24 protein-coding genes are annotated in these 26,935 nt (G+C 60.5%); 5 read left to right on the plus strand and 19 right to left on the minus strand.

Features of this window, described 5'->3' with window-relative positions:
• Positions 1-3: 3 nt before the first annotated feature.
• The 5 genes from So717_RS07255 to So717_RS07275 all read right to left on the minus strand — a co-directional run bounded on the left by So717_RS07255 (position 4) and on the right by So717_RS07275 (position 5,501).
• The gene (locus So717_RS07255; protein ID WP_159975535.1) at positions 4-2,601 is read right to left on the minus strand and encodes a methyl-accepting chemotaxis protein; all 2,598 of its coding nucleotides are present in this window, start codon (positions 2,599-2,601) and stop codon (positions 4-6) included.
• A gap of 354 nt (positions 2,602-2,955) precedes the next feature.
• Complete coding sequence (locus So717_RS07260) at positions 2,956-3,606, minus strand: DUF1523 family protein (protein WP_159975536.1); 651 nt, start codon at positions 3,604-3,606, stop codon at positions 2,956-2,958.
• A gap of 11 nt (positions 3,607-3,617) precedes the next feature.
• Positions 3,618-3,884: a hypothetical protein gene (locus So717_RS07265; protein ID WP_159975537.1), complete on the minus strand. Its 267-nt coding sequence runs from the start codon at positions 3,882-3,884 to the stop codon at positions 3,618-3,620.
• Positions 3,885-3,995: 111 nt separating this feature from the next.
• Positions 3,996-4,157 (minus strand): hypothetical protein, encoded by a 162-nt coding sequence (locus So717_RS07270; protein WP_159975538.1) that lies wholly within the window; start codon positions 4,155-4,157, stop codon positions 3,996-3,998.
• Between the two features lie 135 nt (positions 4,158-4,292).
• The gene (locus So717_RS07275) at positions 4,293-5,501 is read right to left on the minus strand and encodes a M24 family metallopeptidase (RefSeq protein ID WP_438810642.1); all 1,209 of its coding nucleotides are present in this window, start codon (positions 5,499-5,501) and stop codon (positions 4,293-4,295) included.
• A gap of 258 nt (positions 5,502-5,759) precedes the next feature.
• Between So717_RS07275 and So717_RS07280 the strand changes: the two genes are divergently transcribed.
• A complete protein-coding gene (locus tag So717_RS07280) occupies positions 5,760-7,238 on the plus strand; it encodes an NAD-dependent succinate-semialdehyde dehydrogenase (RefSeq protein WP_159975540.1) in 1,479 nt (492 codons plus the stop codon).
• Between the two features lie 173 nt (positions 7,239-7,411).
• Here the strand turns inward: So717_RS07280 and So717_RS07285 are convergent, their stop codons facing one another.
• The 5 genes from So717_RS07285 to So717_RS07305 form a co-directional block, all read right to left on the minus strand.
• Positions 7,412-7,879, minus strand: a complete 468-nt coding sequence (locus So717_RS07285; RefSeq protein ID WP_159975660.1) for an Hsp20 family protein — start codon at positions 7,877-7,879, stop codon at positions 7,412-7,414.
• 188 nt (positions 7,880-8,067) lie between these two features.
• On the minus strand, positions 8,068-8,889 hold the full coding sequence (locus tag So717_RS07290) for a trypsin-like serine peptidase (protein ID WP_159975541.1): 822 nt from the start codon (positions 8,887-8,889) through the stop codon (positions 8,068-8,070).
• 85 nt (positions 8,890-8,974) lie between these two features.
• Complete coding sequence (glcF, locus tag So717_RS07295) at positions 8,975-10,294, minus strand: glycolate oxidase subunit GlcF (protein ID WP_159975542.1); 1,320 nt, start codon at positions 10,292-10,294, stop codon at positions 8,975-8,977.
• Complete coding sequence (locus So717_RS07300) at positions 10,294-11,436, minus strand: FAD-binding protein (protein ID WP_159975543.1); 1,143 nt, start codon at positions 11,434-11,436, stop codon at positions 10,294-10,296. The genes glcF and So717_RS07300 overlap by 1 nt, the downstream gene beginning before the upstream one ends.
• 57 nt (positions 11,437-11,493) lie before the next feature.
• The gene (locus tag So717_RS07305; RefSeq protein WP_159975544.1) at positions 11,494-12,942 is read right to left on the minus strand and encodes an FAD-linked oxidase C-terminal domain-containing protein; all 1,449 of its coding nucleotides are present in this window, start codon (positions 12,940-12,942) and stop codon (positions 11,494-11,496) included.
• Positions 12,943-13,021: 79 nt separating this feature from the next.
• Here So717_RS07305 and So717_RS07310 point away from each other — a divergent pair, with 79 nt between their 5' ends.
• Positions 13,022-13,714: a DUF599 domain-containing protein gene (locus So717_RS07310; RefSeq protein WP_159975545.1), complete on the plus strand. Its 693-nt coding sequence runs from the start codon at positions 13,022-13,024 to the stop codon at positions 13,712-13,714.
• 40 nt (positions 13,715-13,754) lie between these two features.
• On the plus strand, positions 13,755-14,105 hold the full coding sequence (locus So717_RS07315; protein WP_159975546.1) for a hypothetical protein: 351 nt from the start codon (positions 13,755-13,757) through the stop codon (positions 14,103-14,105).
• A gap of 35 nt (positions 14,106-14,140) precedes the next feature.
• Here the strand turns inward: So717_RS07315 and So717_RS07320 are convergent, their stop codons facing one another.
• A complete protein-coding gene (locus So717_RS07320; protein WP_159975547.1) occupies positions 14,141-14,518 on the minus strand; it encodes a histidine triad nucleotide-binding protein in 378 nt (125 codons plus the stop codon).
• Between the two features lie 100 nt (positions 14,519-14,618).
• On the minus strand, positions 14,619-16,196 hold the full coding sequence (locus So717_RS07325; RefSeq protein ID WP_159975548.1) for a DUF5928 domain-containing protein: 1,578 nt from the start codon (positions 16,194-16,196) through the stop codon (positions 14,619-14,621).
• Between the two features lie 144 nt (positions 16,197-16,340).
• Here So717_RS07325 and So717_RS07330 point away from each other — a divergent pair, with 144 nt between their 5' ends.
• The gene (locus So717_RS07330) at positions 16,341-17,159 is read left to right on the plus strand and encodes a sulfotransferase family protein (protein ID WP_159975549.1); all 819 of its coding nucleotides are present in this window, start codon (positions 16,341-16,343) and stop codon (positions 17,157-17,159) included.
• Positions 17,160-17,613: 454 nt separating this feature from the next.
• Here So717_RS07330 and So717_RS07335 read toward each other — a convergent pair whose 3' ends face one another.
• The 6 genes from So717_RS07335 to So717_RS07360 all read right to left on the minus strand — a co-directional run bounded on the left by So717_RS07335 (position 17,614) and on the right by So717_RS07360 (position 24,891).
• Positions 17,614-19,347 (minus strand): zinc metalloprotease, encoded by a 1,734-nt coding sequence (locus tag So717_RS07335; RefSeq protein WP_238840712.1) that lies wholly within the window; start codon positions 19,345-19,347, stop codon positions 17,614-17,616.
• A gap of 120 nt (positions 19,348-19,467) precedes the next feature.
• On the minus strand, positions 19,468-20,451 hold the full coding sequence (locus So717_RS07340) for an ABC transporter ATP-binding protein (protein WP_159975551.1): 984 nt from the start codon (positions 20,449-20,451) through the stop codon (positions 19,468-19,470).
• On the minus strand, positions 20,448-21,437 hold the full coding sequence (locus So717_RS07345) for an ABC transporter ATP-binding protein (RefSeq protein WP_159975552.1): 990 nt from the start codon (positions 21,435-21,437) through the stop codon (positions 20,448-20,450). The genes So717_RS07340 and So717_RS07345 overlap by 4 nt, the downstream gene beginning before the upstream one ends.
• 3 nt (positions 21,438-21,440) lie before the next feature.
• Positions 21,441-22,286 (minus strand): ABC transporter permease, encoded by an 846-nt coding sequence (locus So717_RS07350; RefSeq protein ID WP_159975553.1) that lies wholly within the window; start codon positions 22,284-22,286, stop codon positions 21,441-21,443.
• Between the two features lie 13 nt (positions 22,287-22,299).
• Positions 22,300-23,220 carry an ABC transporter permease gene (locus So717_RS07355; RefSeq protein WP_159975554.1) on the minus strand — a complete coding sequence of 307 codons (921 nt, stop codon included), beginning with the start codon at positions 23,218-23,220 and terminating at the stop codon, positions 22,300-22,302.
• Between the two features lie 75 nt (positions 23,221-23,295).
• Positions 23,296-24,891 (minus strand): ABC transporter substrate-binding protein, encoded by a 1,596-nt coding sequence (locus So717_RS07360; RefSeq protein ID WP_238840715.1) that lies wholly within the window; start codon positions 24,889-24,891, stop codon positions 23,296-23,298.
• 201 nt (positions 24,892-25,092) lie between these two features.
• Between So717_RS07360 and So717_RS07365 the strand changes: the two genes are divergently transcribed.
• Positions 25,093-26,088 (plus strand): ketopantoate reductase family protein, encoded by a 996-nt coding sequence (locus tag So717_RS07365; RefSeq protein ID WP_159975555.1) that lies wholly within the window; start codon positions 25,093-25,095, stop codon positions 26,086-26,088.
• On the opposite strand, the gene So717_RS07370 is transcribed toward So717_RS07365, so the two are convergent.
• Positions 26,085-26,924, minus strand: a complete 840-nt coding sequence (locus So717_RS07370; RefSeq protein WP_159975556.1) for an alpha/beta fold hydrolase — start codon at positions 26,922-26,924, stop codon at positions 26,085-26,087. The genes So717_RS07365 and So717_RS07370 overlap by 4 nt on opposite strands.
• Positions 26,925-26,935 lie beyond the last annotated feature (11 nt).

The following is a 26,935-nucleotide window of genomic DNA, read 5'->3' on the forward strand; positions in this document are numbered from 1 at the left end:
TTTCTAGAACTCGTCCCAGCCATCAAGATCCTGAGCCAGATTTCCGGCCGCAGGTGGTGCCACCTTCTTCTTCTCCGGAGCAGGAGGAGGAGGCGCGGACGCCGGTGTCTCCGACTTGAATGCAATCACCTCAGAGCCGGTATGGAACCGTGCGGTCGACTTCTTGAGACCTTCAGCTTCGTTGGACAGCACCTTGCTGGCGGCGGTGACTTCCTCAAAAGATGCCGCCTGTTTCTGGGTGTTTCTATCAACCTGTGCAACAGCGCTGTTGATCTCTGCAACGCCGTTCACCTGTTCCGAGATTGCCTGAGCAACCTCCTCAATGCTGCTGGAAACGTCGATCACGCTCTCCGAAATTTTTTGCAGTGCAACTTCTGCATCGTTGACCTTTTCGACCCCGTCCGAGACTGCCGTATCGCTGCGCGAAATGACCCCGGCGATTTCATTTGAGGCTTCGCTGGCGCGTTGCGCCAACTGGCGCACTTCGGATGCAACAACCGAGAACCCTCGGCCTGCTTCGCCCGCGCGTGCTGCCTCCACCCCGGCGTTGAGCGCCAACAGATTGATCTGGAAAGCAATGTCGTTGATGACACTTATGACTTTCGAGATTTCGCCAGAGGCCTCATTGATCCGGGTCATGGCCTCCGCCGCTTGAACCGCAACTGAGCTGCCCTCCTTGGCCGATGCACTTGCAACGCGGGCGTTGTCGTTGGCACTGGATATATTCTGGTCGACCTGTTTGAAGCTGGCAGACAATTCTTCCAGCGCCGCTGACGTTTGCTCAAGGGCTGCGGCGTTCTGTTCGGTCTGTTTCGACAGCGCGTCAGCCGTGCCGCTGAGCTCGGCAGAGGAATGCGCCAGATTGTCTGTGCTTCCAGAGATGCCGCCGACGAGGTCCTTAAGCGAATCGATCATTGCATTGGTGTTGACCTGAAGTTCGTGGAACGCCCCCTTGAAGTCGCCCTGCATGGTTTGGGTCAGATCGCCCTGAGCGACCCGGGACAGGGCGGCACCCGCCGCGTTAAGGCCGGAGTCCACCGTGTTCATCAGCTCATTCACGTTGGTCGACAGGGTCTTGAGTGTTTCGTCATCGAAGTTTGCTTCCACACGCGAAGAGAAATTCCCGACTTTTGCCTCGTTCACGACCGCACCAATGGAGTCGCCGAGTGCGCGCATCATTTCGATCCGTTCCTCTTCAGCTGCTTTGTCGCGGGCTTCCTTCTCGCGCAGACGCTCTGCCTCGCGCTCTGCCTCGCGTGCTGCTTCTTCCTGCTTGCGCGCAGCTTCCTGCTTTTCCTTGGCCTTCAGGTTTTCGTCGAGCTCGCGTGCCTTGCGTGCGTTGTCCAGAAACACGACCATTGCGTTGGTCATCTTGCCGATCTCATGCGTATTCTTGGATGCTTCAAGCTCGACGGACAAATCGCCAGACGACACAACTTCCATGGTCTCTGTCAGCTTCTTGATGGGCTGACCGATCATTCTGTTGTTTACAAAGACAATCGCTCCACCAACCGCGATCATGGCACCCAAAAGGCTCAACATGGTGATCTGCCCGCTGCGTACCTGCTGTGCCGCCAGTTCATCTGCGCCGTCGCTGACCGCATCTGCGGCGTCCGCCACAGCGTCGAGGGTGGCGATCATGGTGTCGGCAGCGGTGTCAAGCTCTTCAGCCAGACGGTCTGCCTCAAACTCTGCGGCCAACATATCGCGGTGCGTATCGAAAAGCTGCTCGTCCGCTTCGCTGTTCTGTACCCAGGCCTCCAGGTCTGCCTCCAATGCCGCGAATGCCTGACGTTCGGCTTCGCTTTCCGCGCGTTCGTTCAGGATGATGAACTGCGGAGCGACCATGGCATATGTATCAGTGAACTCGGTGCGAATTGTATCAAGTGCACCGGGATCTTCCGACGCCATGTATTCGCGGGCAGCCCCTTCCAGGACAGCCACAATCAGCTGAAGTTGAACCGCGGCTTCGTATGCCGGGTAGTCATCTTCAAAAAGTTCGCCGATCAAATCATTCAACTGCTGCGCGGTCGTGGTCGGCAGCGCAGCCAGATCGTCGGCGCGGTTTTCCGCCGCCTGCATTTCAATTTCCTGAGCGTTTGCGATGTCCGCCAGCCGATTGATCAGCTGTGTGCCGCGCGCCTCGAAATCAGACAGGAGCTGCTGTGCCTTCGCCTCTTCTTCGAGTTCAATATTGTGCGCGGCGAACATAGCCTGCGCGCTGTCAAAAAAGGCGGGCCATTCCGTCCCGGTCTCCTCCAGCGTGCTTTGCACGACCGGGTCCGTTACGATGTCGTCCAGTTCGGCAATCGCGGCCTGATAGCGTTCAACTGTCGCGTAGAATTGCTCTTTGCGATCCGCGATGTCCGCCGGCTCCTCGTCTGCCAGGATCTCGACACTGATCTTGTGAGCCTCTTTGACGAAATATGTCACGTCAGCCGCGGTTTCCACCGTTGGCGTCGCGACATCCGTAATCTGGTTCAATGTCCCGTTGATCTTAGAGATCGACATCAGACTGACAGTCACCACACAAATGCCAAAAGCAATCAAAGCGGCTATTCCAATGGTGGTCTTTGCACCAATACTGAGGTTCTTAAGCATGGCCGATGGCCTCCTGCGTCACAAAATCGAATCTGAGTGAACACAGAAGCCCTAACGTAAAGTGATTTGTGCCATTGATATGGCGGGAACGTGTAAAATACGACGCATTTAGCGGGTTTCAGCCCAAGTATGACCGCAATACCTGCTCAGAATTTAAGCGCTTACATCCCTTAATAATATGGTTCTTGCGGTATGCATAGGTATGCCGTTCTGCAGATTCGGTCGGGCAGCCCTGAAGTCCGGTGGAGCGCGGTGCAACCTCTCATTCACCGATTTCTGCGGGTCGATGCTGTTATGAGCCAGCCTGCGCGCGAGACATTGGCGCGCGTCCTTTGGCCCAGCGACATGCGGTCTCTAGTACCCGCGCCGCTTGGCGGCCCACCACCGGCGCAAGCGGCTGCGTTTCTCAGCAAGGCTGTCCTCGGTCGCTTCCCAGCTGTCCTGAATTTCTTCCAGTTTCGGGTCGATGCGCTTTTGGCGGAACCGGCGCCATCTGATCCAGATTCCGTAAAACACAGCCGCGAGCAAAGCGAGGATGACCGTGTTCAGCCAGGGCAGGGGTTTGCCCGCCTCGGGGCCGTCGACGGGCCAGACCGAGATGGCATTGGGAAAGATGGAGAAGAATTCATTGCGCCAGCCGTAGTGCCGGATCGCCACGTAGCGGGGCGCGTCGGCAGTTGATCTCAGATCAGCGGCCTCGGCCTGCAGGTTGGACGTGTCGAACTTGAAGTAGGGAGGCCAACCCCAGCCGGTGTCTTCGTTGCGGTAGACCATCACACCGCCATCGACCAGCCGGGTCTGGATGAAAAAGACATCGCGGCTCAACACGGTGGGGTCTGATCCGGCGTCCGCCTGTGCCCAGAACAGCCTGTTCTCGCCCGGGTCGACCCGTCGCTCGTAGGTGTCGGTGACGCGCACGATATCCACCTGCGGCAAGGTGTAGTGCAGGAATGATGCGATCATCAGCCAGATGCTGATCAGGACACCCCATTTAAAGTAGAACATGGCCAGCCCCCTCAGGCGAAATTCGTGAAGTAGATCAGCAGGCCAATCGCAATCGACGGGATAACGTAGACGCCGAGGATCAGCTTGCGGCGCAGTGAGCCGTCATAGTCCTGCAGGCCCGCCCGCACAAAGCTGTCACGGTCGCCGGGGCCTCCGGCCTGGTCCCACTCTGCCTCCAGCTTGCTGCGGCGCACCGACCGTGAATAGAACGACAGGCACATGTAGATGATCGTCAGGACGATAAACCCGATGAATACCATCCGCGCCAGTGCGGCCATTGTGATCTCCTCTAAGATATCTTCCCACGATATAGGTCATGTAAACTATATTTACATCAGCCTGCCGCAGTGTCGCAGGTTCCATCGCAAATGTCGTGCGCCTTGGAAAGGCTATTTCTGTGGCGTTGCCTCCAGCATCCGGCGTGTCAGGTCGCGTAAGGTGCGTTGCAGATCTTTGATCTTGGGCAGCGCCAGGCCGGTCGCGCGGACAATCTCCTGCGGCACATGGGCGACCTGTGCCTCAAGCGCGCGCCCTGCGTCGGTCGGAGCCACCACCACCGCACAAGATCTGATCGAAGGTGGACACGCCGTCTGCCCCTATAGCCATGCCACCAAGGGCAGCCTGACCATCACACCGGAACGCGCCTGATATGTTGGCCCACGGCCTCTTGACCTGGCCGCGGGCGCTCAGCCCACGATATTGAACTCCGGGCCATAGGGGTAACCGGTGATGTTTTCGGCTCCGTCTTCTGTGATGACAAGGATGTCATGCTCGCGGTAGCCGCCCGCCCCGGGTTTGTCGGCGGCAATGGTCAGCATCGGCTCCATCGAGATGACCATCCCCGGCTCCAGCACCGTGTCGATGTCCTCGCGCAGTTCCAGCCCGGCTTCGCGGCCATAGTAGTGGCTCAGCACACCAAAGGAATGCCCGTAGCCAAAGGTCCGGTATTGCAGCAGGTCCCGCTGGGCAAAGAAATCATTGATCTTGTGGGTCACGTCCGCGCAAGAGGCGCCAGGTTTCAGCAGGCTCATACCGTATTTATGTGCGGCGACATTGGCCTGCCAGATCTTCAGGCTGTCGGGGTCACACTCCTGCACAAAGAGCGTCCGCTCAAGCGCGGTGTAGTAACCTGAGATCATCGGGAAGGCGTTGAGCGAGAGGATATCACCGCGTTCCAGCGCCCGGCCCGTGACGGGATTATGCGCGCCGTCGGTGTTGATCCCTGATTGGAACCAGACCCAGATGTCGCGGTACTCAGCCTCCGGAAAGCGCTTGGCGATCTCCAGCTCCATGGCATCCCGGCCTGCCATCGCCACGTCGATCTCGCGTACGCCCGGTCTGATCGCATCGCGGATGGCGTAGCCTCCAACATCGGCGACCTGCGCGCCATGGCGGATCAGCGCGATTTCGGCGTCGGATTTGTGCATTCTCTGACGCATCGTGGTTTCGGCCAAATCCACCATGGTCAGCGGTTGCAGAAAGTCCTCCAGCTTGTCGCGCTGAACCAGCGTCAGGTGATCCCCCTCATAGCCGACAATTGCGTTCTTACCGGTGACAGAGACCACCGCGCGCCAGAAGTTATCGCGCTGCCAGTCAGTGTAGGTGACATTGTCGCAAAAGCTGCGCCGCCAGGGTTGGCCCGCGTCGATGCCCGCGCTGATCGTGACGGCATCCGTCTCCGTCACCACCATGCCGTAGGGCCTGCCGAAGGCGCAGTAGAGAAAGCCGGAGTAATAGGCGATGCTGTGCATGGAGGTGAAAACGGCCGCCGTGGTGCCTGCAACCTCCATACGCTCACGCAGTTCAGCCAGCCGAGCCTCGTATTCGGTGGGATCAAACGGCAAGGGTGACTTTTCACCGTTGTGATAGCGGTACATCTCCGGGCGGTCAGTCAGGGGGGATGTGGTCATGGCAGACCCTCCTTTTTCAGAAAGATCCCGGCGTTCAGGACGGGGTGCGCCTTTGTGCGAGACGACGCCATCGTCGCGCGGCTGATTGGAGCTTTTCCTGATTTGGCGGGCGCGCGCAAGTGTGGTGTTCGGCGGTCGGCACGCGGGCTGTTGAATAAATCAAACAGGGGCGGCGCATCGGAACTGGACAATCACAACCGGAGTTGAAATGACAACAGCAATGATGTTCGCGGAGGATCCGACATGAAAGATATTCTAAACACCGATCTCAAATCTCTTCTGAAAGATCCAAGCCTGCTGGAAACCCGTGCCTACATCGGTGGTCAGTGGGTCGATGGGGAGGACGGCACCTTTGAGGTGAGCAACCCCGCGCGCGGCGATGTGATTGCCGAGGTGGCCAACCTGAGCCGCGCACAGGTGGCAGGCGCCATTACGCAGGCCGAAGCTGCGCAGAAGGGCTGGGCCGCGTGGACTGGCAAGGAGCGCGCGCAGGTGCTGCGCAAGTGGTTCGATCTGATGATGGAGAATGCGGATGATCTGGCGACCATTCTGACCGCAGAGCAGGGCAAACCGCATGCCGAGGCCAAGGGTGAGATCGGCTATGGTGCGAGCTTCATCGAGTTCTTCGGGGAGCAGGCCAAGCGCATCTATGGCGAGACAGTGCCGGGTCACCAGCGCGACAAGCGCATCATGGTGCTGAAACAGCCCATCGGTGTGGCGGCGTCGATCACGCCATGGAACTTCCCCAACGCGATGATCACGCGCAAGGCGGCACCCGCGCTGGCGGTGGGCTGCTCTTTTGTGGCGCGCCCGGCCAAGGAGACACCGCTCAGTGCCATCGTGATGGGTGTGCTGGCCGAGCGCGCAGGTATCCCGGCGGGTGTCTTCAATGTGGTGCCGTCGGCCTCCGCCTCGGCCATTGGCAAGGAATTTTGCGAGAATCCGGCGGTGCGCAAGCTGACCTTCACCGGCTCCACCGAAGTTGGGCGCATCCTGCTGAAACAGGCCGCCGATCAGGTGATGAAATGCTCCATGGAGCTTGGAGGCAATGCGCCCTTCATCGTTTTTGACGATGCGGATCTCGACGCGGCTGTCGAAGGCGCGATGATGTGCAAGTTCCGCAACAACGGGCAGACCTGTGTCTGTGCGAACCGGATCTACGTGCAGGCAGGGGTCTATGACGCCTTTGCCGAAAAGTTGAAAGTGGCCGTTGAGAACCTCAACGTTGGGGACGGGCTGGAGGAGGGCGTGACCACCGGGCCACTGATCAACGCGGAAGCGGTCGAGAAGGTGCAGGAGCACATGCAGGATGTGGTCGACAATGGCGGCGCGATCCTGACCGGTGGCAAGCCGCATGAGAAGGGCAGGACCTTCTTTGAGCCCACCATCGTGACCGGCGTGACGCAGGACATGAAAGTCGCGACCGAAGAAACCTTTGGCCCATTGGCCCCGCTCTTCAAATTCGAGGATGAGGATGAGGTGATTGCGATGGCCAACGACACGATTTTTGGCCTTGCGAGCTATTTCTATGCCAAGGATCTGAGCCGCGTCTACAAGGTGGCTGAGGCGCTGGAGTATGGGATTGTCGGTGTGAACACCGGGATCATCTCGACCGAAGTGGGCCCCTTCGGCGGCGTGAAGCAGTCCGGCCTTGGGCGTGAAGGTTCGCATCACGGGGTCGAGGACTATTTGGAGATGAAATACATCTGCATGTCCGTCTGAGCTGTTTTTGCAGCCGGGCAAACAAAAGGGGGCCGTATCGAACGGCCCCCTTTTGTGGTTCCGCCGGACGCGGAACGGCGCATTTGGCAGCTGGATCGGCCCCGACCCTGCTTCTGGGACGACATGTGGCGGCCCGGAATTGTCCCGAACCGTCGTGTCTCAGTCGCTCAGTTTCAATTGACGGATTTGGCGTCGACCACGTCTTTTTCGATCTGCTTGGTTGAGGAGATCGCGATCTGTCGCGGCTTCAGCGCCTCTGGCACTTCGCGCATCAGTTCGATGTGCAGCATGCCGTCCACATGGCTTGCGCCGGTGACCTGCATATGATCTGCCAGATGAAAGCGGCGTTCAAAGGCGCGCGTGGCGATACCGCGGTGCAGATAGCTGCGGTCCGCGTTTTCGTCGGCCTTGCGGGCGGAGACGATCAGCGCATTCTCCCGGACCTCGACGCTCAGATCCGCGTCTGAGAACCCGGCGACCGCGATAGAAATGCGATAGGAGTCGTCATCGAGCTTTTCGATGTTGTAGGGCGGGTAGGACGGCTGTGTGCTTTCGCTGGTCAGGACCCTGTCCATCAGGTCGGCAATCTGGTCAAATCCGACGGTGGCCCGGTAAAGCGGTGCAAAATCATAGGTACGCATCATGTATCCTCTTCTTGAGCGATATGGTGCCGGCGGCTCCCGTGGGACGCACGCCAGCAATGGTGTGTAAGCTGGGGCCCTGTTGCGGCACCCCCGCGCGCTAGATGTGGGAATAGGTGGTCGGGCTTTCAAGACCTTTTCGAGCCGTGCTGTGCGTCGTTGACGGCGCCGGTTCTGGGTGGCCTGCCTTACTGCGGCGGTCTGACGAATTTCGCGCCAGCGGAACTAGACCTTTCGCCAGCGCCCAGCCGCGCGGCGGGCGGCGGGCTTGCCTCGTAACCGCCCTTGCCGGCCAAAAGTTCGGCACGCAGCAAATCCAGAGGTGCCCCAAGAGACGTGCCCAGGGAGACTGGTGCGTCGCCCATCTCCGCCTTGGCGGAGACGATGGAAACGATTTGCGCGCGGCCACCTTCAAGGGTGAAAATCGGCGCGCCAGACGATCCAAAATCGACTGCACAGGAGGTCACTAAGACGCCCTGCTGCCGCCCGAGGACCTTGCAGACCTGCTGGAGTGAGGGCACCTCGGCCCGGTTGCGCGCGTAGCTGACCACGCCCACATCCGCCCCTTTGCGCGGGCGCGGCGCGGTCTCGAACGGCTCAATCGTCGTATTGCGGATCGGATGCGCCAGTTTCAGCAGGGCAATATCACTACGGACGCGCGCCGAGGACACCTCGGCGGCATAGCTGTAGTCAGGATGGACCACTGCGCGTGTGACCTGGCGGTAGGCTGATGCGCGCCCGTCGCGCCAGCCAGCGCGGAATTCGAGCGTCTCGGGGTCGATCCGTTGCCCCGAGGTCTTGTCAAAAAGGCAATGCGCAGCTGTCAGCACCAGGTCGGCGCCGATCAGAGCGCCTGTGCAGAAACCTTTGCCGTCGAGATCGAGACGCCCCACCGCTTCCCAGTCGCCAGCCTCGACAGCTGTTCGCAGGCTCTGCAGTGCGGTATCCTGCGCCTGTGCTGCAGCGGCGCAAAACCCCACGAGAAATAGCAATGGAACCCAACGCGCCATAGATCCTCCCTAGATCCTTGGCACCCGATTATAGTGAGGCGATGCGGCAGGAATAGGGCAAAATGCCAGGTGGTCGGCCTCCGGCCTAGCGCAAGATTGGCACCGGGCTTGTCCCCGTGTCATTCGCAAGCGCCGGGGGCTGCGGGCCGCCCGTGGCCCAGTCGAGCAACTCGACCGTATGCACAATCGGCACCTGTGTGGCTGAGCCAATCTGCATCATGCAGCCGATATTGCCCGCAGCGATTGCATCCGGGGCCTTGGCCTCAAGTGTGCGTACTTTGCGCGCCTTCAGTTTTGCCGAAATCTCCGGCTGCATCAGATTGTACGTGCCCGCCGAGCCACAGCAAAGATGCGGATCGGACGGCTCCACAACCATGAACCCGGCACGCTTCAACAGGTCCTTCGGATAGGTCTTGATCTGCTGACCATGCTGGAGCGAACAGGCAGCGTGATACGCCACGATCATCTCCTTGTCGGCCCCTTCGGGCAGATCAAGCTGCATCAGCAACTCCGAGACATCCATGGCGATGCCCGACACCCGCGCCGCATCTTCGGCCAGCGCCTCATTGCGGAACATATGGCCGTAATCCTTCACAGTTGTGCCACAGCCCGACGTATTGATGACAATCGCATCCAGCCCCGCCCCGTCCATCTCCGCCGCCCAGGCGCGGATGTTCTTCGCCGCCGTCGCGTGGCTCTCTTCGGTCTTGCCCATGTGATGGGTCAGCGCGCCGCAGCACCCCGCGCCCTCGGCCACCACCACCTCACAGCCCAGCCGCGTCAGCAGGCGGATGGTCGCATCATTGATGTCGGTGTTCAGCGCCCGCTGGGCACAGCCCGTCATCAGCGCCACGCGCTTGACCGCCTTGCCCTGCGGCGCAAAGCTCTGCGGGTCGTCGTTGCGGCTCACGGGCGGGATGCGCTTTGGCGCCATCTCCAGCATCGCGCGCAGCCGCGCATCGGGCATGACCCGCGCAAAGGGCCGCCCCAGCTTCGCCCCCGCCAGCGCCAGCCGGAACCGCATCGGATAGGGTAGAATCTGCGCCAGGATCCACCGCAGCGCCCGGTCGCCAAACGGCCGCTTGTAGCGCTGCTCGATATACGCGCGCGCATGATCGACCAGATGCATGTAATGCACACCCGAGGGGCAGGTGGTCATGCAGGCCAGGCAACTCAGACAGCGATCAATATGCTTGACCGTCTTCGCATCCGGGTCGCGGTCGTTCTCCAGCATGTCCTTGATCAGATAAATCCGCCCCCGCGGACTGTCGAGCTCATCGCCCAGCACCTGATAAGTGGGGCAGGTCGCGGTGCAGAACCCGCAATGCACGCAGGAGCGCAAAATCTCATTGCTGCGCGCGACGCTGGGGTCTTTCAGCTGCTCCGGCGTGAAGGTCGTCTGCATCAGGCGACCTCCTCGGCCACCGGCCCCATGAGCCCGCGGTTGAGGATGCCGCGCGGGTCAAATCGCGCCCGCAGCCCGGCGCTGATCTTGGCCACACCCGGCGCCTCGGGGTGGAACATCGGCAAAGCCCTCCGCGTCTCCGGCGCCGCCCGGACCAGCGTCGCATGCCCATCAAAGGCGCCAAGGGCCGCGCGCAGGTCCTGCCCCACCGGCATCCGCACCCAGATCCGCCCTCCAGCCCAGTCATAATACCAGCTGACAGCGCCCGAGCGTGCCATCAGCCCCGGCGCCTCGGACGGTTTGCAGCAGACGCGCCAGATGTCCTCCGGCACATCCCGCAACAGCTCCGCATCGCGTACGCTGCGCCAGATCCACTCGCTCATCGCCGCGTCGCCCACCGTCATCTCCGCACCAAACCGCGCCAGCAAGGCCTTCAACTGCTCCAACCGATACACAACCGACCGCTCGAACCCTTCCACGCGCAGCGCGGTCACCGGCCCATCCTGTATAATGGTCGCGCAATGCGCCGCCCCTGTGACCTCGAAGGGCGAGGCCATCGCCGCAGCCATCGCCTCCACCGCGCGCGCATCGCTCAGCCCGCGCAGCAGCAGCGTGCCCTCCGTCTCCGGCCGGGGCAGCACCTTCAGCGACACCTCCGTCAACACGCCCAAGGTCCCAAAGGCCCCGCACATCAGCTTCACAAGGTCATAGCCGGTGACATTCTTCATCACCCGCCCGCCGTTCTGCACAACCTCGCCCTTGCCATCCACAAACCGCACGCCCAGCGCATAGTCCCGCGCGGCCCCGCCCTGAATGCGCCGCGGCCCGCTCACATTGGCGGCAATCACCCCACCCAGCGTTGGCGCCCCGCCCGTCCGCAACAGCGCGCGGGGGTCCATCGGCTCGAACGCCAGCCGCTGGTTCTCCGCCGCCAGCGCCGCCTCGATCTCCGCAACCGGCGTGCCCGCCTGCGCCACCAGGGTCAGCGCGCCGGGCTCATAAAGCGTAATGCCCGAGAGCCCCGCCAGGGACAGCACCTCCCCCTCCGCGATGATCCCGCGCGTCCCCCCGCCCTGGACAGCCAAAGGATCCTTGGCCGATGTCACAATATCGGCCAGCGCCGCTTCGCTCTCTGGTGTCATATCTTCTCTTGGCCCTAAATATCCTGGGGGAGCGCCAGAGGCGCGGGGGCAAAGCCCCTACTCCGCCGCCATCCGCTCCGCCCGCCGCGCCTCGGAGACCGCCAGCGGAAACACCTTCGCCGGGTTCAGAAGCCACGCCGCGTCAAACACATCCTTCACCGCCATCTGCGCCTCCAGATCGGCTGGCGCATACTGATGGCTCATCAGATCCCGCTTCTCGATGCCCACCCCATGCTCCCCGGTCAGACAGCCGCCCGCCTCGACACAGAGCTTCAGCACTTCCGCCCCGAACGCCTCGCAAATCTCCAGATCGCCCGGCTTGTTCGCGTCATAGCAGATCAGCGGATGCATATTGCCATCGCCTGCATGGAACACATTGCCCACCGGCAAGCCATACTGCTCCGACATCTCGCCAATCCGCCGCAACACATACGGCAGCGCGCTCACCGGGATCGTGCCATCAAGGCACATGTAATCGCTGATCCGCCCGATCGCCGAAAACGCCGCCTTCCGCCCCGCCCAGATGCGCGCGCTCTCCTCTGGGGACGCGCTCTCGCGCACCGCCACGAGGTCATGCCGCTCGGCAATCTCGGTGATCAACGCCAGTTGGTGGTCGATCTCCTCGTCCGAGCCTTCCACCTCGACAATCAGCAGCGCCTCGCACATCGGATACCCCGCCTTGGCGAAGTCCTCGCAAACCTCGATCAGCATCTTGTCCATGAATTCGATGGCCACCGGCAGCACGCCCGCCTTGATGATATCCGCCACACAGGCGCCCGCCACCTCGGCGCTGGCAAAGCCCATCAGCACAGGCCGTGCGCCCTCGGGCTTCGGCAGGATGCGCAGCGTCGCCTCGGTCACGACACTCAACTGCCCCTCCGAGCCGCAGATCAGCCCCAGCAGATCGAGCCCGCCCGCATCCATATGCGCACCGCCCAGCTCAACCACCTCGCCGTCCATCATGACCATTGTCACGCCGAGCAGGTTGTTGGTCGTGACCCCGTACTTCAGACAATGCGCGCCACCCGAATTCATCGCGATGTTGCCCGCAATCGCACAGGCCAGCTGGCTCGACGGGTCGGGCGCATAGAAAAACCCATCCGCCTCCACCGCTCCGGTGACGCTCAGATTGGTGCGCCCGGTCTGCACCCGCACGAACCGGTCCGCATAGCTGGTCTCCAGCACCTCATTCATTCGCGCCACACCGAGGATCACGCAATCCGCCGTGGGCAGCGCGCCCCCCGCCAGCGAGGTGCCCGCGCCGCGCGGCACCACCGGCACACCCTCCTCATGACAGATGCGCAGCACCTCCGAGACCTGCTCGGTGCTCTCCGGCAACACCGCCACCATCGGCGGGCAGCGGTAGGCCGTGAGCGCATCGCATTCGTAAGCCCGCGTCTCCGTCTCCTCATGGATCACCGCATCCTCGGGCAGCACGGCCTTCAGCCGCGCCACCACGCGGTCCTTGCGGGCCAGAACGGCCGGGTCGGGATTCGGCATTTCCATGGGCATACCTCCGTTTGGTAAGATAATATGACCAATTTCACCCATTGGCAAGATTTATCCGACCTGCCATGCGTGCGCCATGACCCTGATGGACCGCCTCGCCCTGTTCCAGCCACTCGATTTCATCGCTGTAGCTGCCCTTTTCGTCTTCTGGGCAGGCATCGGCTGGCGGGTGGAACACCCCTCGGCCAAGCACCTCTCGACCACGCGGATCATGGCCGGGTACCGGCAGGAATGGATGCGCCAGATGGTCACGCGCGAGCCCCGCATCTTCGACGCCCAGGTGCTCGGCACCCTGCGCCAGGGCACGGCCTTCTTCGCCTCCACCTCGGTTATCGCTATCGGCGGCACGCTGGCGGTGCTCGGCAACGCCGAACGCCTCGCCAATGTCGCCGCCGAGATCACGCTGATGGATCACCCCACCATCGTGTGGGAGATCAAGCTCATGGTGCTCACGCTGTTCCTGACCAACGCGTTCCTGAAATTCGTCTGGGCCAACCGGCTCTTCGGCTATTGCGCGGTGATCATGGGCGCCGTGCCGAACGACCCCAACGACCCCGAGGCCTACAAGCGCGCCGAACAGGCCGCCCAGATCAATATCACCGGCGCGCGCAGCTTCACCCGTGGCTTGCGCTCAATGTATTTCGCACTTGCCTCCGCTGCGTGGCTTGCGGGGCCTATCCCATTGATGCTGGCAGCAAGCATCACACTTGTTGTGATCTGGCGCAGGGAATTTGCATCCGCCTCTCGCAAAATTCTGTTAAATCCTTAAGTTATCAGCGTAGACAGTTTTCGTTTTGGGTACATTTCCAATGAAATACTCATTCCTGGCCCTCCTGATTGTAGCGGCCCCGGCCTTTGCGGAACCTCCGCGGGTGGACAATGTCAAAGTCAGAAAGACAGGTGATACGTGGCGGTTCGATGTGACGATCTCACATCCCGACACAGGGTGGGATCACTATGCGGATGCCTGGCGCATTCTCGACATGGATGGCAATCAACTGGCGATCCGCGAGTTGGCGCATCCGCATGTTGAGGAGCAGCCTTTCACGCGCTCGCTTTCTGGCGTTCGGATCCCGGCGGGGACCACACAGGTGCAGGTTCAGGCCCGTGACCTGCCCGGCGGCTGGAACCCTCAGACGCGAACGGTCAATCTGCCTTAGTCGGGGGGTACGCCTGTTCTGCCATGACCCCGACCCTACGCTTTGGCCAGCATTCGGCCCAAGTGGCGCCCGCCGAGGATGTGGATGTGCAGATGCGGCACCTCCTGCACCCCATCGGCTCCGGCGTTCGAGATCATTCGGAACCCATCACCAGTGGTCAGGCTCACGCCCTCAAGACGGCAGACCTCTGCGATGGCGCGGGTATAGTCCACAATCTCCGCTGCGGAGGCCTCCTCCGCGAAATGATCGTAGCTGACATAGGCGCCCTTGGGGATCACAAGCACATGGGTGGGCGCCTGCGGGTAGAGATCACGAAAGGCGAGGCTGTGCTCGGTCTCCAGCACCGTTGTGTTCGGGATCTCCCCGCGCAGGATCTTGGCAAAGATGTTCTGGTCGTCATAGGTGTAACTCATGCGCGCTCCTTGAGGCATCTGGTTTGCGGCATCATGCCAAGTCTCATGGCCTTTTGCATCAGGCGAAACCTGGAAACTGCGATACGCGCCTTTGTCGAGGTCAATCCACAAAAAGCTGCGGGCCGTCGATGATGTCGCGGGCGGTCTGATGCGGGATCGACAGGAAATGGGCGAGCGCCTGCGCATTTTTCTCCAGATCCCCGGTTTCGCAAAAGCGGTGGTGGTTCTGGAAGGCGGCGTCGCGAATGCGGTCGCTCTCAAAGAGGATATCGTTGCGGATTGTGGGCAGCAGCCGCGCGAAAGTGTCCGCTGAGGTCTGCTCGCCGGCCAGACCCACCCGCATGGCATGTCCGATCAGATAGTCGTCGCTGAAGGTGCACTCGATCTCCAGCAGCCGGGTGACCGACCGGTCGGCGGCGAAGTCTTCCAAAAGCTCGATATTGCCCGGATCCATACAGACCATCATGCGGTCGGTCTCGTAATAGTCGAACAGCATCCGCATCAACGCGCGCCTGTGGCGGCTGCGCTTCTCAACCGTGGTCTGAATGCCACCCAGGTCGGGCAGGGCGGCGTCTTCTTCGTTGAAGATGTATTCGACTGCGGGCACATTTGTGGTCTGTCGAATGCGCTCAAGTACACGCTTGGCCACATGCCATTTCTTGCAGACCACGACCAGCAGCTCCCGTTCGCGCCCCAGGGTCGATTCCTTCTCCCAAAAGCGGGAGGCGAACCGGCGCCCGACCCGCCCGCGCCCGGTCAGGAACTTGAAGAGCTCCGGCCCCTCGCCCGAGATCTGAAAGGGCACATCGCGGGCGGCATAAAGCAGACCAAGGCGGCGCTTGAGATCCTGCGCCTCTGGGCTGATCTTGCGTGCAAAGAGGTAATCTTGCCCAAGGAGCATGTCATAGTGATCATTGTAGAAGGTCACCGGCATGCCGTAGTCGCTGAACATCAGAAAGGTCAGTGTCCGGTCGTGTATCTCGTCTCGTGGCACAAGATGGGGCACCACGGTCTGAAAGAAGGTCTCGTCAGGGATCCAGGTGGTCGAGAAAAACCGCAGAACATCGCGGCGTTGTGTCAGGAAAACGAAGATCTTCTCGACCGTCTCCCGGCGCAGACACCACCATTGGCTGCCTATCCTGATCTGCATGTCCCGGGGCGGCTTGCGGTCGAGCCTGAGGTGGCGCTGTAGCTCCAACACGGCGTAAAACAGCCGCTTGGACTTTCGTTCATTGAAGAAATGGCGATAGATCAGGCGATCTTCTCTCAGGCCCGTCTTGATCCAGTTGCCCTTGAAATAATCGACGTTCTCGATGAAGTCGGCATCGTGGGTGTCCAGAAACCTGTGCGTGTACTCCGCCGTCTTGATCGGCATGCAATCGCCGGACAGCATGTAGAAATGCGTGGCTTGCGGAAAGGCGGCGACGGCTGTTGTGAGGGTGTTGAGCGTCGCGCGCACCAGAGACCACTCTCCCCAGCCGCATTTTATCCGCTTGTCCGCGAAGGTGACGTGAGCATTTCCGCCCAGCGCCGATGTGATTTGCTGATACTCAGCGGCGGACGAGCGTGCGTCGAAGTGGATGGCTATATGGTCGCCGGTCGCTGTCAGACGCTCCGCTTGCCGGATGACAGCATCGGGATCCTTGTGGCACAAAAGGATATAGGCGATTTTGGCCAAGGTCGCTCAGTTCTGTTGTTCGTGCTTCCGCTCGATACGCCCGCAAGGGTGAAGATAGATTGAAAATAGAGCAAATATTTGCTTTTTTCTAACCAAATTGAGGCAATAGACCTAAAACCGCCGCTGGAGCAGGAGAGAGGCAGCATGGGTTTCCCCGGCACATGGATGACGACAAGCGAGAGCATGGTGTATCGGGTGGTGCCGAAATGCGCCTGCTCGACCATTGGGCAGATCATGTATTACTCCGACCATGGGGCATTTTTTGATGGCGATATCCATGATGCGCGGGATGGGCTGCACAAATGGGCCATGGACGACAGTCAGGAGCCGATCACCCAGAATGTGCGGCACCACAAGTCATATGCCTTTACCTGTGTGCGCAACCCCTACAGTCGCATCCTGAGCTCTTTTTTCGACAAGATCTGCGGCATCCAACGCAACGGTAAGCGGTACCGTGGCAACCTGGTGCCAGTTCTGGCGCAGAAGTACGGGATCGACGTTGGCGGTGAAGATGGGCAGGGTGAGTTTGACCAGATCGCCGCCTTCCGCCGCTTTTTGCTTTTTGCCCGTGACACGATCAAGTTCCGCAAGCCGATGGAGCCGGATATCCACTGGTCTGCGATGTCAGGACACATCAGCACGTTTGTTGTGAACGGCGGGACCTATGACAAGATCGTCTGGACCGAGAGCTTCAATGACGGCATGCGCGACGTGCTGGAAGCGATTGAAACGCCGCATCCCATTCTGCTCAATGACGTTCCCCGCTTCAATGAAAGTGAGAGCCATGGGCCGAAGCGGGCGTATCCGGTGGAGGACTATTTCGACGATCTGTCGATGCATCTGGTTTATGAGATCTACAAGACGGATTTTGAGTTGTTCCGCTATGACTTCGAAAACCCGGGCAACAAGATGCCGCTGTCCGAAATCGACTTGGGCGAGGTACACGCCAGACTTGGGGGTTAGGTTGCAAGGGTGGTCGGCCAGACCCCGGTACCAGTGAGACAGATGCGGTTGATAGCTGCGCAGCCCGTCTTCCACGCTAGTAGTTTGGTTGCATTGTAATTGTCTCTGGGAAAAGCGAGGATGCCGCCGCAATTGAGGCCTCTCTTGCCAAGAATACCGAAGGTCTGCGGATAGATGCGGATATCCGCATCAAATCAGGCAGCGATTGTGCACGCTCTTGAGGCCCACGGCATACAGTTCTTGGGCACGGGAGAGCTGGCCGGTGGACCTGGGGTGGCGTTGGTGCGAAACCTCTGCTTCTCCCATCCGCAGTTTGCGGAGTTTTAGCAGGCGCAGGTCAACACAAGGGGTTTGTTCTAAGGGCTTCTTGCATCAGAGCACACTGAGGCTTGGCGCGCTCCGAGACTTGATGGGCCGGTTACCTCGCTTTGCGGGGAGCTGGCGGTCTCAAATACTAGCGGAAGTCGAACATCCAACGGCTTTCCCGTGTGTCCGTCTCCCGAGCTGCTATTGAGGCCTGCCGTCCGGACACACATACATCATCGCCGGGAAGAGCGGAACGTCTGACAAGACCTGTTCTGCAACCTGCCGAGGTACCCAGTTTCAGGCGCACGTGCCTTTGCCCCTCAGCGCGGACGGCCGCGCGACGAGCAGGTGTCACGCAGACATAGTCATAGTTGGTGATGTTGCGCCAGACGAGTCCGATATTGCATGTCATGGGCCCACGGGCGCGCTGCGCAAGCCGGAAGCTTCCATTGCCGTGATGAATGGAGTTTTCGACCCTAACCTGATTGCGTTCTGCTTGTGTGACGCAAACGTTGTCGCCCGGAACAGCATTTCTCGGGAAAAGGTCTCCGGTGCACCCGAGGCTTGGGGGGCTGCCGCTTGCGTGCCGGATATTCTGCGCTTTGGTTTCGCTCCAGCGACTTCGCGATACACAAACCCTATCGGCGGGCGTTGCCTCACGCCAAACGAGACCTCGGACACAGGCATCCGCAACCGCACTTGTGACCTGTAGCCGTATGCTGTTGTCGGACTGCGAGAGAATGGAGACGCTTATCGGGCCATCGGAGAAGCCCTGCAATGGTCTCTGGAAGGTCGGGGCACGATTGTTCCGCGCCTCTATTCGGCTCACATACATCAATACAGAGCGAGTGCTTGGTGGATCGACTGTCTTCCAACCCCAGTTGTTCACGCGTCCTGAGATTTTGTCTATCTTGTACACATAAAGCCTGTCCGCGCGCCGCGCGCCTCTGAAAACTTTGCTGGCGTACTCGACGAGGTAGTAGCGTCCAGAGTCGTTGGGGTCGAAGGGAATCCGCAAGGCCCGAAAGCCGAAACGGCTGCTTAAGCCTTTGCCGTTAGCACGCAGCCGGATGACCTCGGACCGCGTCCGATTCCCTGGGGCAGCCTGATCTGTCCGAAGACCGATGGAAGCAACATCGTGCTGCCCCAGCGCACCGATCCGATCCAGAGCGTGCAGGTTCAGAGCTGAGCCGTTGCTGCCCATGACTGCGTAGAGGTCACCGTATTCGAAAGGATCGCGTTGCGGCCATTGCATGAATTGTCCGCCAAATGCATGACGCAGCGATAAGGTATGACCAAATTCATGACGCAGGCCAGCAACACCTATTCGAAACGGTGTCGAAAGCCCTCTGTTGGCTGCAACACCGTAGTAGAGCACACCCCGGCTGCCCCAGATGCCACTATCATGCATCATCATGAGAACCCAAATGTGGTTCTCTTGGCTCGGTCGAAAACCGCTACGGATCGCCGCGTCTATACAGCGCCTCTCACGGGTGCTTCGATCCGGTATGCTGGTGCCACCCAAATCAAACTCTTGTGGTAGCCTGACTGGAGCTCCAAATCGAGTCGTGAACCCTGAGTGGGGAGGGGAATTCCCATCAACCCCCTTTCGACTATAGAACTGAACAACATTGGTGATGTTTCCAGCAATCTGCGCACGCTGGCTTCCTGTCGGCAGGGCACCATTTTTGAAGGTGCACGTCGCAACAAGCACCTCCGTATTGCCCACAAGAGGGAGGCGAGGTTGAGCACTTGCGGCGGACCACTGTAGCATTGCGGAAAAAGTAAAAATTAACAGAGCCTTAAGGGCGAAGCGGTTCGAAAAAAAAGAGTTATTCAGTGAAACAATTGATGCCAACTTGAGCAAACCTATTCTTGTCATAGTTGTCAAAGACTAGCAGCACTCAAGTCTACAGTCGATCATACAATAGTCTGTTAGGGTTCCGGCGCTCGTATGACACCGGTGCTTTGGGGCTCGCGTCCATCTCGGCTCTGCGGGCTTCTACAATTCGGAACCAAGATGACAGCTCATCCTATGTTCAGGTGATTCAAGCTCTCTGAGCTTTGGTTCGGTGGTCTTGCAAATGTCGCCGATGACGCTCTGGCATCGTGGATGAAAGGGGCAGCCCGATGGCGGGTTCACGGGAGAGGGGACGTCGCCACGCAGGACGATCGCTTCATGCGGGTTATCGACCCGAAGCGGCAGAGCAGCTGACAATAGCGCCTGTGTATAGGGATGCCGAGGATCGTCAAACATCTGGTCGGTCGGACCAATTTCCACCAGCTTGCCCAGATACATCACCGCGATCCTGTCGGCCATGAACCGTGTTGTGCCCAGATCATGGGCCACCACCACGTAGCTGCAGCCAACGTCCTGCTGCAGATCCTTAAAGAGGTTCATGATCTGCGACCGGATCGACACATCGAGCGCAGAGACCGGCTCATCCAGAATAATCAGCTTGGGCCGGGCGATAATCGCGCTGGCAATCGCGATCCGTTGACGCTGCCCGCCGGAGAACTCATGTGGATAGTAATTTGCCTGTTCGGGCCGCAGACCCACCGCAATCAACGCCTCGTCGACCCGGCGGGTGAGCTCCCCCTTGCTGAGGTTGTCATTCACCACAAGCGTTTCGGCCACGATGTCAAAGACCCGCATTCTGGGGCTCAGCGAGGCCCATGGGTCCTGAAAGACGGCCTGCACATTGGTTCGGAAATGTCGAAGTTCGGACTTGGACATCGTGTTTATGTCCTTTCCCTCGACCTCGACATTCCCGGATGTCGGATCCAGCAGGCGCAGCAACATGCGCACCAATGTGGTTTTGCCGCAGCCGGATTCGCCAACCAGCGCAAGGGTTTGCCCATGCTCAAGCGCAAAACTCACGTCATCGACGGCACGTACCGTGTGTTCCCCCCGACCGAGCAACCCATGCGGGATAGAGAAGTGCTTTGTCAGATTGGAGACCTTGAGGATCGGTGGATGGCTCACGTCTTTCTTCCCATGTTCCAGCAGCTGGCGAAATGATTGTCCGCGCCGCTCAAGCCGGCCTCTTGTTGCGGGACGTCCCGCTTGCAAATCTCCTGCGCGTAGGGGCAGCGCGGCGCAAAGCTGCAGCCTTTGCGGTCAGCTGACAAAGCGGGGGGTTGGCCTTCGATCGCATAAAGTCGGTCTACTTTCTGATCGACACTGGGCACGGAGTTCAGCAAAGCCTCGGTGTAGGGGTGCGACGGGGCGCGAAACACGTCCGAGACGGTTCCGGATTCGACGATCTTGCCGCCATACATCACCACCAGCTTGTGACAGAGGTTGGCCACGATCCCCAAGTCATGGGTGATAAAGAGGATGGCCGTGCCGGTCTCGTCCTGAATTTCGCGCAAGAGCTGCAGATATTGCAGCTGGATCGTCACATCGAGCGCCGTTGTCGGCTCATCCGCGATGATGACCTTGGGGGCGCCCGCAATGGCAATGGCCCCCACCACACGCTGCTTCATTCCGCCACTCATCTGATGCGGATAGGCATGCACGCGGCGCGCGGCATCGGCCACGTTGACCTTCTTGAGCAGGTCCACAACCCGGGTCATGAGTGACCGTCGGGGTGTGCCGGGGTTGTTGATCTGCAAAGCCTCGATCACCTGATTTCCAACCGTGAAGACCGGATTGAGCGAGGTGTGCGGGTCCTGAAGGATCATACCGATCTCACGCCCGCGCACCTTTGCAATCTCTTCGTCCGACATGCCCACAAGGTTGGTCTGCTCCAGCAGAATCTCACCGCTCTCGATACGCCCAATGGGCTGGGGCAGCACTTGCATGATCGACAGCGCGGTCATTGATTTGCCGCTGCCGGATTCGCCGACGATGCCAAGCGTTTCCCCCGCACCGACGTCAAAGCTCACATCATCGACCACCGGCACAGAACCGCTCGATAGGTCCAGAACCGTGCGCAGGTTTTTAACTTGAAGAACAGAAGCACCCATGGATCACACCTGCCGCAGTTTCGGGTCAAGCCAGTCGCGCAGGCTGTCGCCCAGCATGTTGACCGACAAGACGGTGAGCAAAATGGCCATGCCCGGGAAAAACGAAATCCACCAGTTCGAGACAATCAGCTGGCGCCCATCCGCGACCAGCAGACCCCAGGCCGGGATCGGGCGCGGGATGCCGATTCCCAGAAAGCTCAGCGTGGCTTCGAGCACGATCACGACGCCGATCTGCAGCGTCGCCAGCACAACGATGGTGTTGATGATGTTGGGCAGGATGTACTTGCGCAGAATGCGAATGTCTGAGGCCCCGGCCACACGGGCGCGCGCCACAAAGTCGCGCTCGCGCAGGATCAGCGTTTCGGCCCGGACCTGCCGGGCGAAAAATCCCCAGATCACAAAAACGACCACCAGGATGACCAGCTGAAAGCTCGGGCCGGATACGGCGGCCAGCGCCAGCGCCAGCAGGATGCTGGGCAGGGCAAATGTGATATCGACCACCCGCATGATCAGCGCATCGACCACGCCCCGCACATACCCGGCGATCAGGCCCAGGACGGTGCCGACGATGGCCCCCAGAATGATCCCGACGAGCGAGATGACCAGCGCGTAGCGCGCGCCATGCATGATCCGGCTGAGGATATCCCGGCCCAGCCGGTCGGTGCCGAGAATGAACTCCGTTGTGCCCCCGAAAAACAGCGGCGGTTGCAGACGGTTGCGCAGATAGGCCTTGAACGGGTCATGCGGCGCGATGAGGTCGGCAAAGAGCGCCGGAATGACCAGCACGATCATCAGGACCGCGATGGGCAGAAAGGGCAACCGACCGAGGAGTTTTGGTGTCTTTTTCATCCCTCCACCCCCGTCAACTGAAGCGGATGCGGGGGTCGACCACCGCGTAGAGGACATCCACAAGGAAGTTGGCCAGCAGGTAGAACACCGCAAAGAACATCACGACAGACTGCACCACGGGGAAATCCCGCCCGCGGATCGCGTCGATGGCCAGAAGGCCCGTCCCTGGCCAGGCAAAAACGGTTTCCACAACCACCGATCCGGTCAGCAGGGACCCGGCCAGCACGCCAAAATAGGTCACCGGCACAATCGCCGCATTGCGAAAGGCGTGCTTCCAGATCACCGCGCGCTCGCTCACGCCTTTGACCCGGGCCAATTTGACGTATTCGGTATCGAGCACTTCCAGCATGGCGGAGCGGGTCAGCCGCGTCAGGGCCGCGATCTGGAACCAGGCCATCGCGATGGCGGGCAGGATCATGTAGGATAGCCCCCCGTACCCCGATGTGGGAAACCAGCCCAGGGTCACGGCGAAGATCCACATCAGGATGATGCCCAACCAGAAGGCGGGAAACGACTGCCCCAACAGCGCAATGATCCCGGCCATGCGGTCAAAGATCGAGCCGCGCCAGATCGCGCTGAGCACACCCAGCGGAATGGCCACCGCCACACTGATCAAAACGGCCAGACCGCCTAGCTTCAGCGTTGCCGGGAGACGCTCCAACACGACACCTGCGGCGGTATTGCCTTTCCACTTGGTCGAGTCGCCGAAATCGCCGACCGCCGCGTTCTGCAGAAAGGTCAGGTACTGCACATAGTACGGCCGATCCAGACCCAGATGTTCCGTCAGGGAATCGATCTGCTGTTGTGTCGCGTCATCCGGCAACAGCGCATCGATCGGGCTGCCTGTCAGGTGGCTGAGGCTGAAGACGATCACGGTGATCACGAAGAGAGCGATCAGCATATGCGACAGCCGGGTGAAAATGAAACGCAGCATTCGTTTGGGTCCAGCACTGATGTGGTGTTGAAATCCCGGGCCGAACGCCGGCCCGGGATGCGGCGTGCACGCGGATCAGTTCGCCGGAACGATGGATCCGAAATGGCTGACGCCCACCGATGTTGTGCCGGGGAAGGTCCATTCCCTGACGGTCTCGGGGTTCACGATGACCTCGGCCGAGATGCTTGCCAAGGGCGCCACCGCATATTGCTCGAACACGCGTGTGAAGATTCCACCGGCCAGTTCATTGCGTTCCTCCAGGTCGATGGAGACCATATATTTCTCCATCAACCCTTCGATGACCTCGTCCTCGTAATTGTTCCGAGGACCGCCCGTCGCAGAGTAATAGTTGCGGATCCCCACAGCGCTGGGTTTGACCGGCAGATTGCGCATCGGGTGGAACATCTTGGCCTCGCGCGCGCTGCGCAATCCGCCCAGGCTGGCCCAATCCATCTCGACGATCTCGGTCTGGAAACCTGCCTCATCGAGGAACACCTGCATCAGCTCCGCCATCGCCGGGAACTCCGGGTTGCCCGCCAACGTGGACGACAGGATCGGGATCACCGGGTTCGAGAAGTTCTCCGGATATCCGGCCTCGGCCATCAGCGCGCGGGCTTTTTCCAGATCATAGCCATATGCCGCCTCGAACCGCTCGGCCAACTCAGGCACATACCCTTCGTGGCGGGGATCCATCCCGAAGACGGGCAGGATCTCGGCCCGCCCGTCATAGAGAACATCGATCACGGCCTGTCGGTCGATGGAGCGGTTGATGGCTTCTCGGATGCGGATGTCCAGCCAGGGCAGCGTTTTATCCAGACCGTCGTAGCCGGGCAGAAGGAAGGTGCCGTTAAAGAGCATCGTCGTCTGGTTGGATGCGTTGGTGGAGGGGATCGCCTCGAAGCCCGCGTCAAGCGCGTCGCCCTGAAGCTCGCGCGGCAGGATGACGATATCCGCCTCCTTGGAGAGAAGCTGCGCGAGGGTCGTCGCGGGCTCCGCCACAAACTTCAGCTCAAGCCGGTCGAACTGCGCATCCTGCCCCGACCAGTGGCCCTCGACCTTCTCAAAGGTCAGACCCTGCCCGATGTTGCGCTCAACATATTGCAGGTTGGCCGTGCCCGCGGGCTTCGCGTCATAGCCTTCAAGACCTTCCTTGTCGAACTGTGCCTTGGAGTAGATCACCAGCGACCCGCGCCCGCCATGCACGAAAAGGAAATCGACCTGCGGCGCGGGCAGGGTGAATTTCACGGTATGCTCGTCAATCGCCTCAGCCACTGCGCCTTCGAGCTGGCTGATGCCGTTCAAAGTCGTGTCAGGACCGGTGTGCAACGCGAGGCTGTGCACCACATCCGCCGCGGTCACAGGCCCCCAGCCAAAGTGGAATTCGGCCTCTGGCTTCAGCTTGAAGGTCCATTCGGTGAAATCATCGTTGTGGCTCCAGCTTTCGGCCAGACCACTGTTGTCATAGGCGCCGGTCACCGGATCATGACCAACAAGGCCCTGCATGGACGGGCCAAGGGCAAAGTCCCCCGGCGTGTTCCAGTACCGGTTCGTCTCCACGGCTGGCGGGCTCATCACCATTTCAATGGTTTGCGCCTGCGCTGGCATAAGTGCCGCTGCTGACGCCAGCACTGCACTGATCGCGGCCACGCGCACGAGTTTCGATGCAAACATAATATCCTCCCAGATCGCTTGTTTATGTCCTCGGATGCCGCAACTTGACCGAACCCGCCTCCCAGGGGTTCAATGTCAGGATTTGCAGTTCTTTTACTGCCCGACTAGGTTATCGATAACTTTGTTAACTCTAGGAGACGTACCGCTTATGTCAACACACTTGTCACACGGGGCTTTTCCGTCTTTCAGAGCTGAGCCCTCATGCGCATTCTAGTCCTTGGTGCCGGGGCCGTTGGCGGGTTCTTGGCTGGCGCCTTTCATGAAAAGGGCCATGACGTCAGCGTCTTGGCGCGCGGTCCGCACCTGGCCGCCATCAAATCCGGCGGCCTGCGGGTGCGGCGCCCAGATGGTCATGTGAGCACATGTGCGGTCACAGCGACGGACACCCCCGGCGATCTGGAGCCGCAGGACCTCATTGTGACCACCGTCAAGGCTCCCGCGCTGGCGGAGGTGCTGTCCTCCTGCAAGCATCTCCTGCAGCGGGGCACACCTGTCATTGCGGCCATGAACGGCGTGTTCTGGTGGTACGGGAGCGGGTTCAAGGTTGGCGGCCAGACGCCGGAGTGCGCAAGGCTCGACCCTGGTGGCACGCTGGCCGATCTGGTGCCTGTGGATCAGGCGGTGAGCATGGTTATCCACTCGACCAATCAGGTTGTGGAACCGGGCCTGATCGAGAACCGATCCGCGCGCAACCGCTTTGTGATCGGTGCGGCCACCGCGGCGGGTGCGGATCGGATCAGGGCGATGCTGCCATCCCTGCAGACCGACACCGCCCGGTTCGAGCTGGAGGAGGATCTTCGCCGACCCATGTGGCACAAACTGTTGCGCAACCTCTCGACCGCGCCTGCGTCGGTGCTGACCGGCGGCATGGCCTACGAGGTGCTGAACGATCCCGATGCGCAACCCATCGCGCGGGCCTTGTTTCTGGAAGGAGCCGCAGTGGCCCAGGCCCATGGGTTTGCCGGTCTGGGCGATGATGTTGACAGCGTCTTCGCGCCGGGCTCCGGCGCGAGGCAAAAACCCTCGATGAGCCAGGATGTCGATCTGGGGCGCCCCATGGAAATCGATACCATGCTGCGGATCGTGCAGGATTTTGCGCGTCAGGCCGGGGTGCCGACACCAACGCTCGATGTGGTGGTGGGGCTTGTGATCCTGCGTGCGCGGCTCGTCGGCGGCTACCCGCCAGCCGGAGGTTAAGCCGTCTTTTTCGCGGCAAGACTGCCCGCAAACGCCACCAGATCATCGACAAACCGGCTCGGATACTCCGCGTGCAGGGAATGCCCGCCGTCGGGGTAGACGATGCTCTGCACATCCGGGATCTGCGCCATAATATCATCCACATCGCTTTGGATGCGGAAAAGCCGGTCATGCAGGCCGGTGAGCACCAGCGTCGGGATGTTGAGGTCAGGCCATGGAAAACCCCAATCGGCCTTATGCACGCCTTCGGCCAATCGTCGGCGCGGGTGGTCCGGTGGCCAGGGGGTGTAACCGTCCTCGGGCAGATGCGACGGACGCAGCATCTCCAACTGGTCACAGCTCGACAGAACCGGGCGCAGCACATCCAGCACGAGCGGCATGCCCCCCATGGCGATCAGGCGGGCCTCCAGCTCATTGATCCACTCGACCTGCGCATTGGGCTTTCGCAGCGTATTGACCAGCACCATCGCATCCGCCGCAGCTCCGTTGAGCCACGACCGCACAGCAAAGAGACCGCCAATGGACAGGCCCACGAAGATCGGGTTCTGGGGGTGCTCCTGCGCCAATGTGAAGCCGATATCGGCGATGATTTCTGAGGGCTCCAACGTCGCCGCCGCGCCGTATTTCGAGGCACCCTGGCCACGATAGTCGAATGAAAGCGTCCCAAAGCCCTTTTGGCGCAGCATGGGCGCGATCTCATCCTCCCAGACGACTGTGGAGGCCCCCATCGAGTTCAGGAAGACAAATGTCGCGTTCTCACCCTCGGGCGAGCTGTGAATGACATGAATGGCGTTCTCAGCATCGATCGCGACAAAGCGCGGCTCACCTTGTTTCATCTTGGGCCTCT

Origin of the sequence: Roseobacter cerasinus (assembly GCF_009811755.1) — a bacterium.
GTDB lineage: Bacteria > Pseudomonadota > Alphaproteobacteria > Rhodobacterales > Rhodobacteraceae > Roseobacter > Roseobacter cerasinus.

Coding starts and splice junctions, on each gene's coding strand:
- So717_RS07355 (WP_159975554.1), bottom strand. CDS start 23,220: ATGCTGCGTTTCATTTTCACCCGGCTGTCGCATATGCTGATCGCTCTC.
- So717_RS07290 (WP_159975541.1), bottom strand. CDS start 8,889: ATGGCGCGTTGGGTTCCATTGCTATTTCTCGTGGGGTTTTGCGCCGCT.
- So717_RS07310 (WP_159975545.1), top strand. CDS start 13,022: ATGACCCTGATGGACCGCCTCGCCCTGTTCCAGCCACTCGATTTCATC.
- So717_RS07265 (WP_159975537.1), bottom strand. CDS start 3,884: ATGGCCGCACTGGCGCGGATGGTATTCATCGGGTTTATCGTCCTGACG.
- glcF (WP_159975542.1), bottom strand. CDS start 10,294: ATGCAGACGACCTTCACGCCGGAGCAGCTGAAAGACCCCAGCGTCGCG.
- So717_RS07280 (WP_159975540.1), top strand. CDS start 5,760: ATGAAAGATATTCTAAACACCGATCTCAAATCTCTTCTGAAAGATCCA.
- So717_RS07305 (WP_159975544.1), bottom strand. CDS start 12,942: ATGGAAATGCCGAATCCCGACCCGGCCGTTCTGGCCCGCAAGGACCGC.
- So717_RS07350 (WP_159975553.1), bottom strand. CDS start 22,286: ATGAAAAAGACACCAAAACTCCTCGGTCGGTTGCCCTTTCTGCCCATC.
- So717_RS07320 (WP_159975547.1), bottom strand. CDS start 14,518: ATGAGTTACACCTATGACGACCAGAACATCTTTGCCAAGATCCTGCGC.
- So717_RS07330 (WP_159975549.1), top strand. CDS start 16,341: ATGGGTTTCCCCGGCACATGGATGACGACAAGCGAGAGCATGGTGTAT.
- So717_RS07345 (WP_159975552.1), bottom strand. CDS start 21,437: ATGGGTGCTTCTGTTCTTCAAGTTAAAAACCTGCGCACGGTTCTGGAC.
- So717_RS07300 (WP_159975543.1), bottom strand. CDS start 11,436: ATGACACCAGAGAGCGAAGCGGCGCTGGCCGATATTGTGACATCGGCC.
- So717_RS07285 (WP_159975660.1), bottom strand. CDS start 7,879: ATGCGTACCTATGATTTTGCACCGCTTTACCGGGCCACCGTCGGATTT.
- So717_RS07255 (WP_159975535.1), bottom strand. CDS start 2,601: ATGCTTAAGAACCTCAGTATTGGTGCAAAGACCACCATTGGAATAGCC.
- So717_RS07360 (WP_238840715.1), bottom strand. CDS start 24,891: ATGTTTGCATCGAAACTCGTGCGCGTGGCCGCGATCAGTGCAGTGCTG.
- So717_RS07260 (WP_159975536.1), bottom strand. CDS start 3,606: ATGTTCTACTTTAAATGGGGTGTCCTGATCAGCATCTGGCTGATGATC.
- So717_RS07315 (WP_159975546.1), top strand. CDS start 13,755: ATGAAATACTCATTCCTGGCCCTCCTGATTGTAGCGGCCCCGGCCTTT.
- So717_RS07365 (WP_159975555.1), top strand. CDS start 25,093: ATGCGCATTCTAGTCCTTGGTGCCGGGGCCGTTGGCGGGTTCTTGGCT.
- So717_RS07370 (WP_159975556.1), bottom strand. CDS start 26,924: ATGAAACAAGGTGAGCCGCGCTTTGTCGCGATCGATGCTGAGAACGCC.
- So717_RS07335 (WP_238840712.1), bottom strand. CDS start 19,347: ATGACAAGAATAGGTTTGCTCAAGTTGGCATCAATTGTTTCACTGAAT.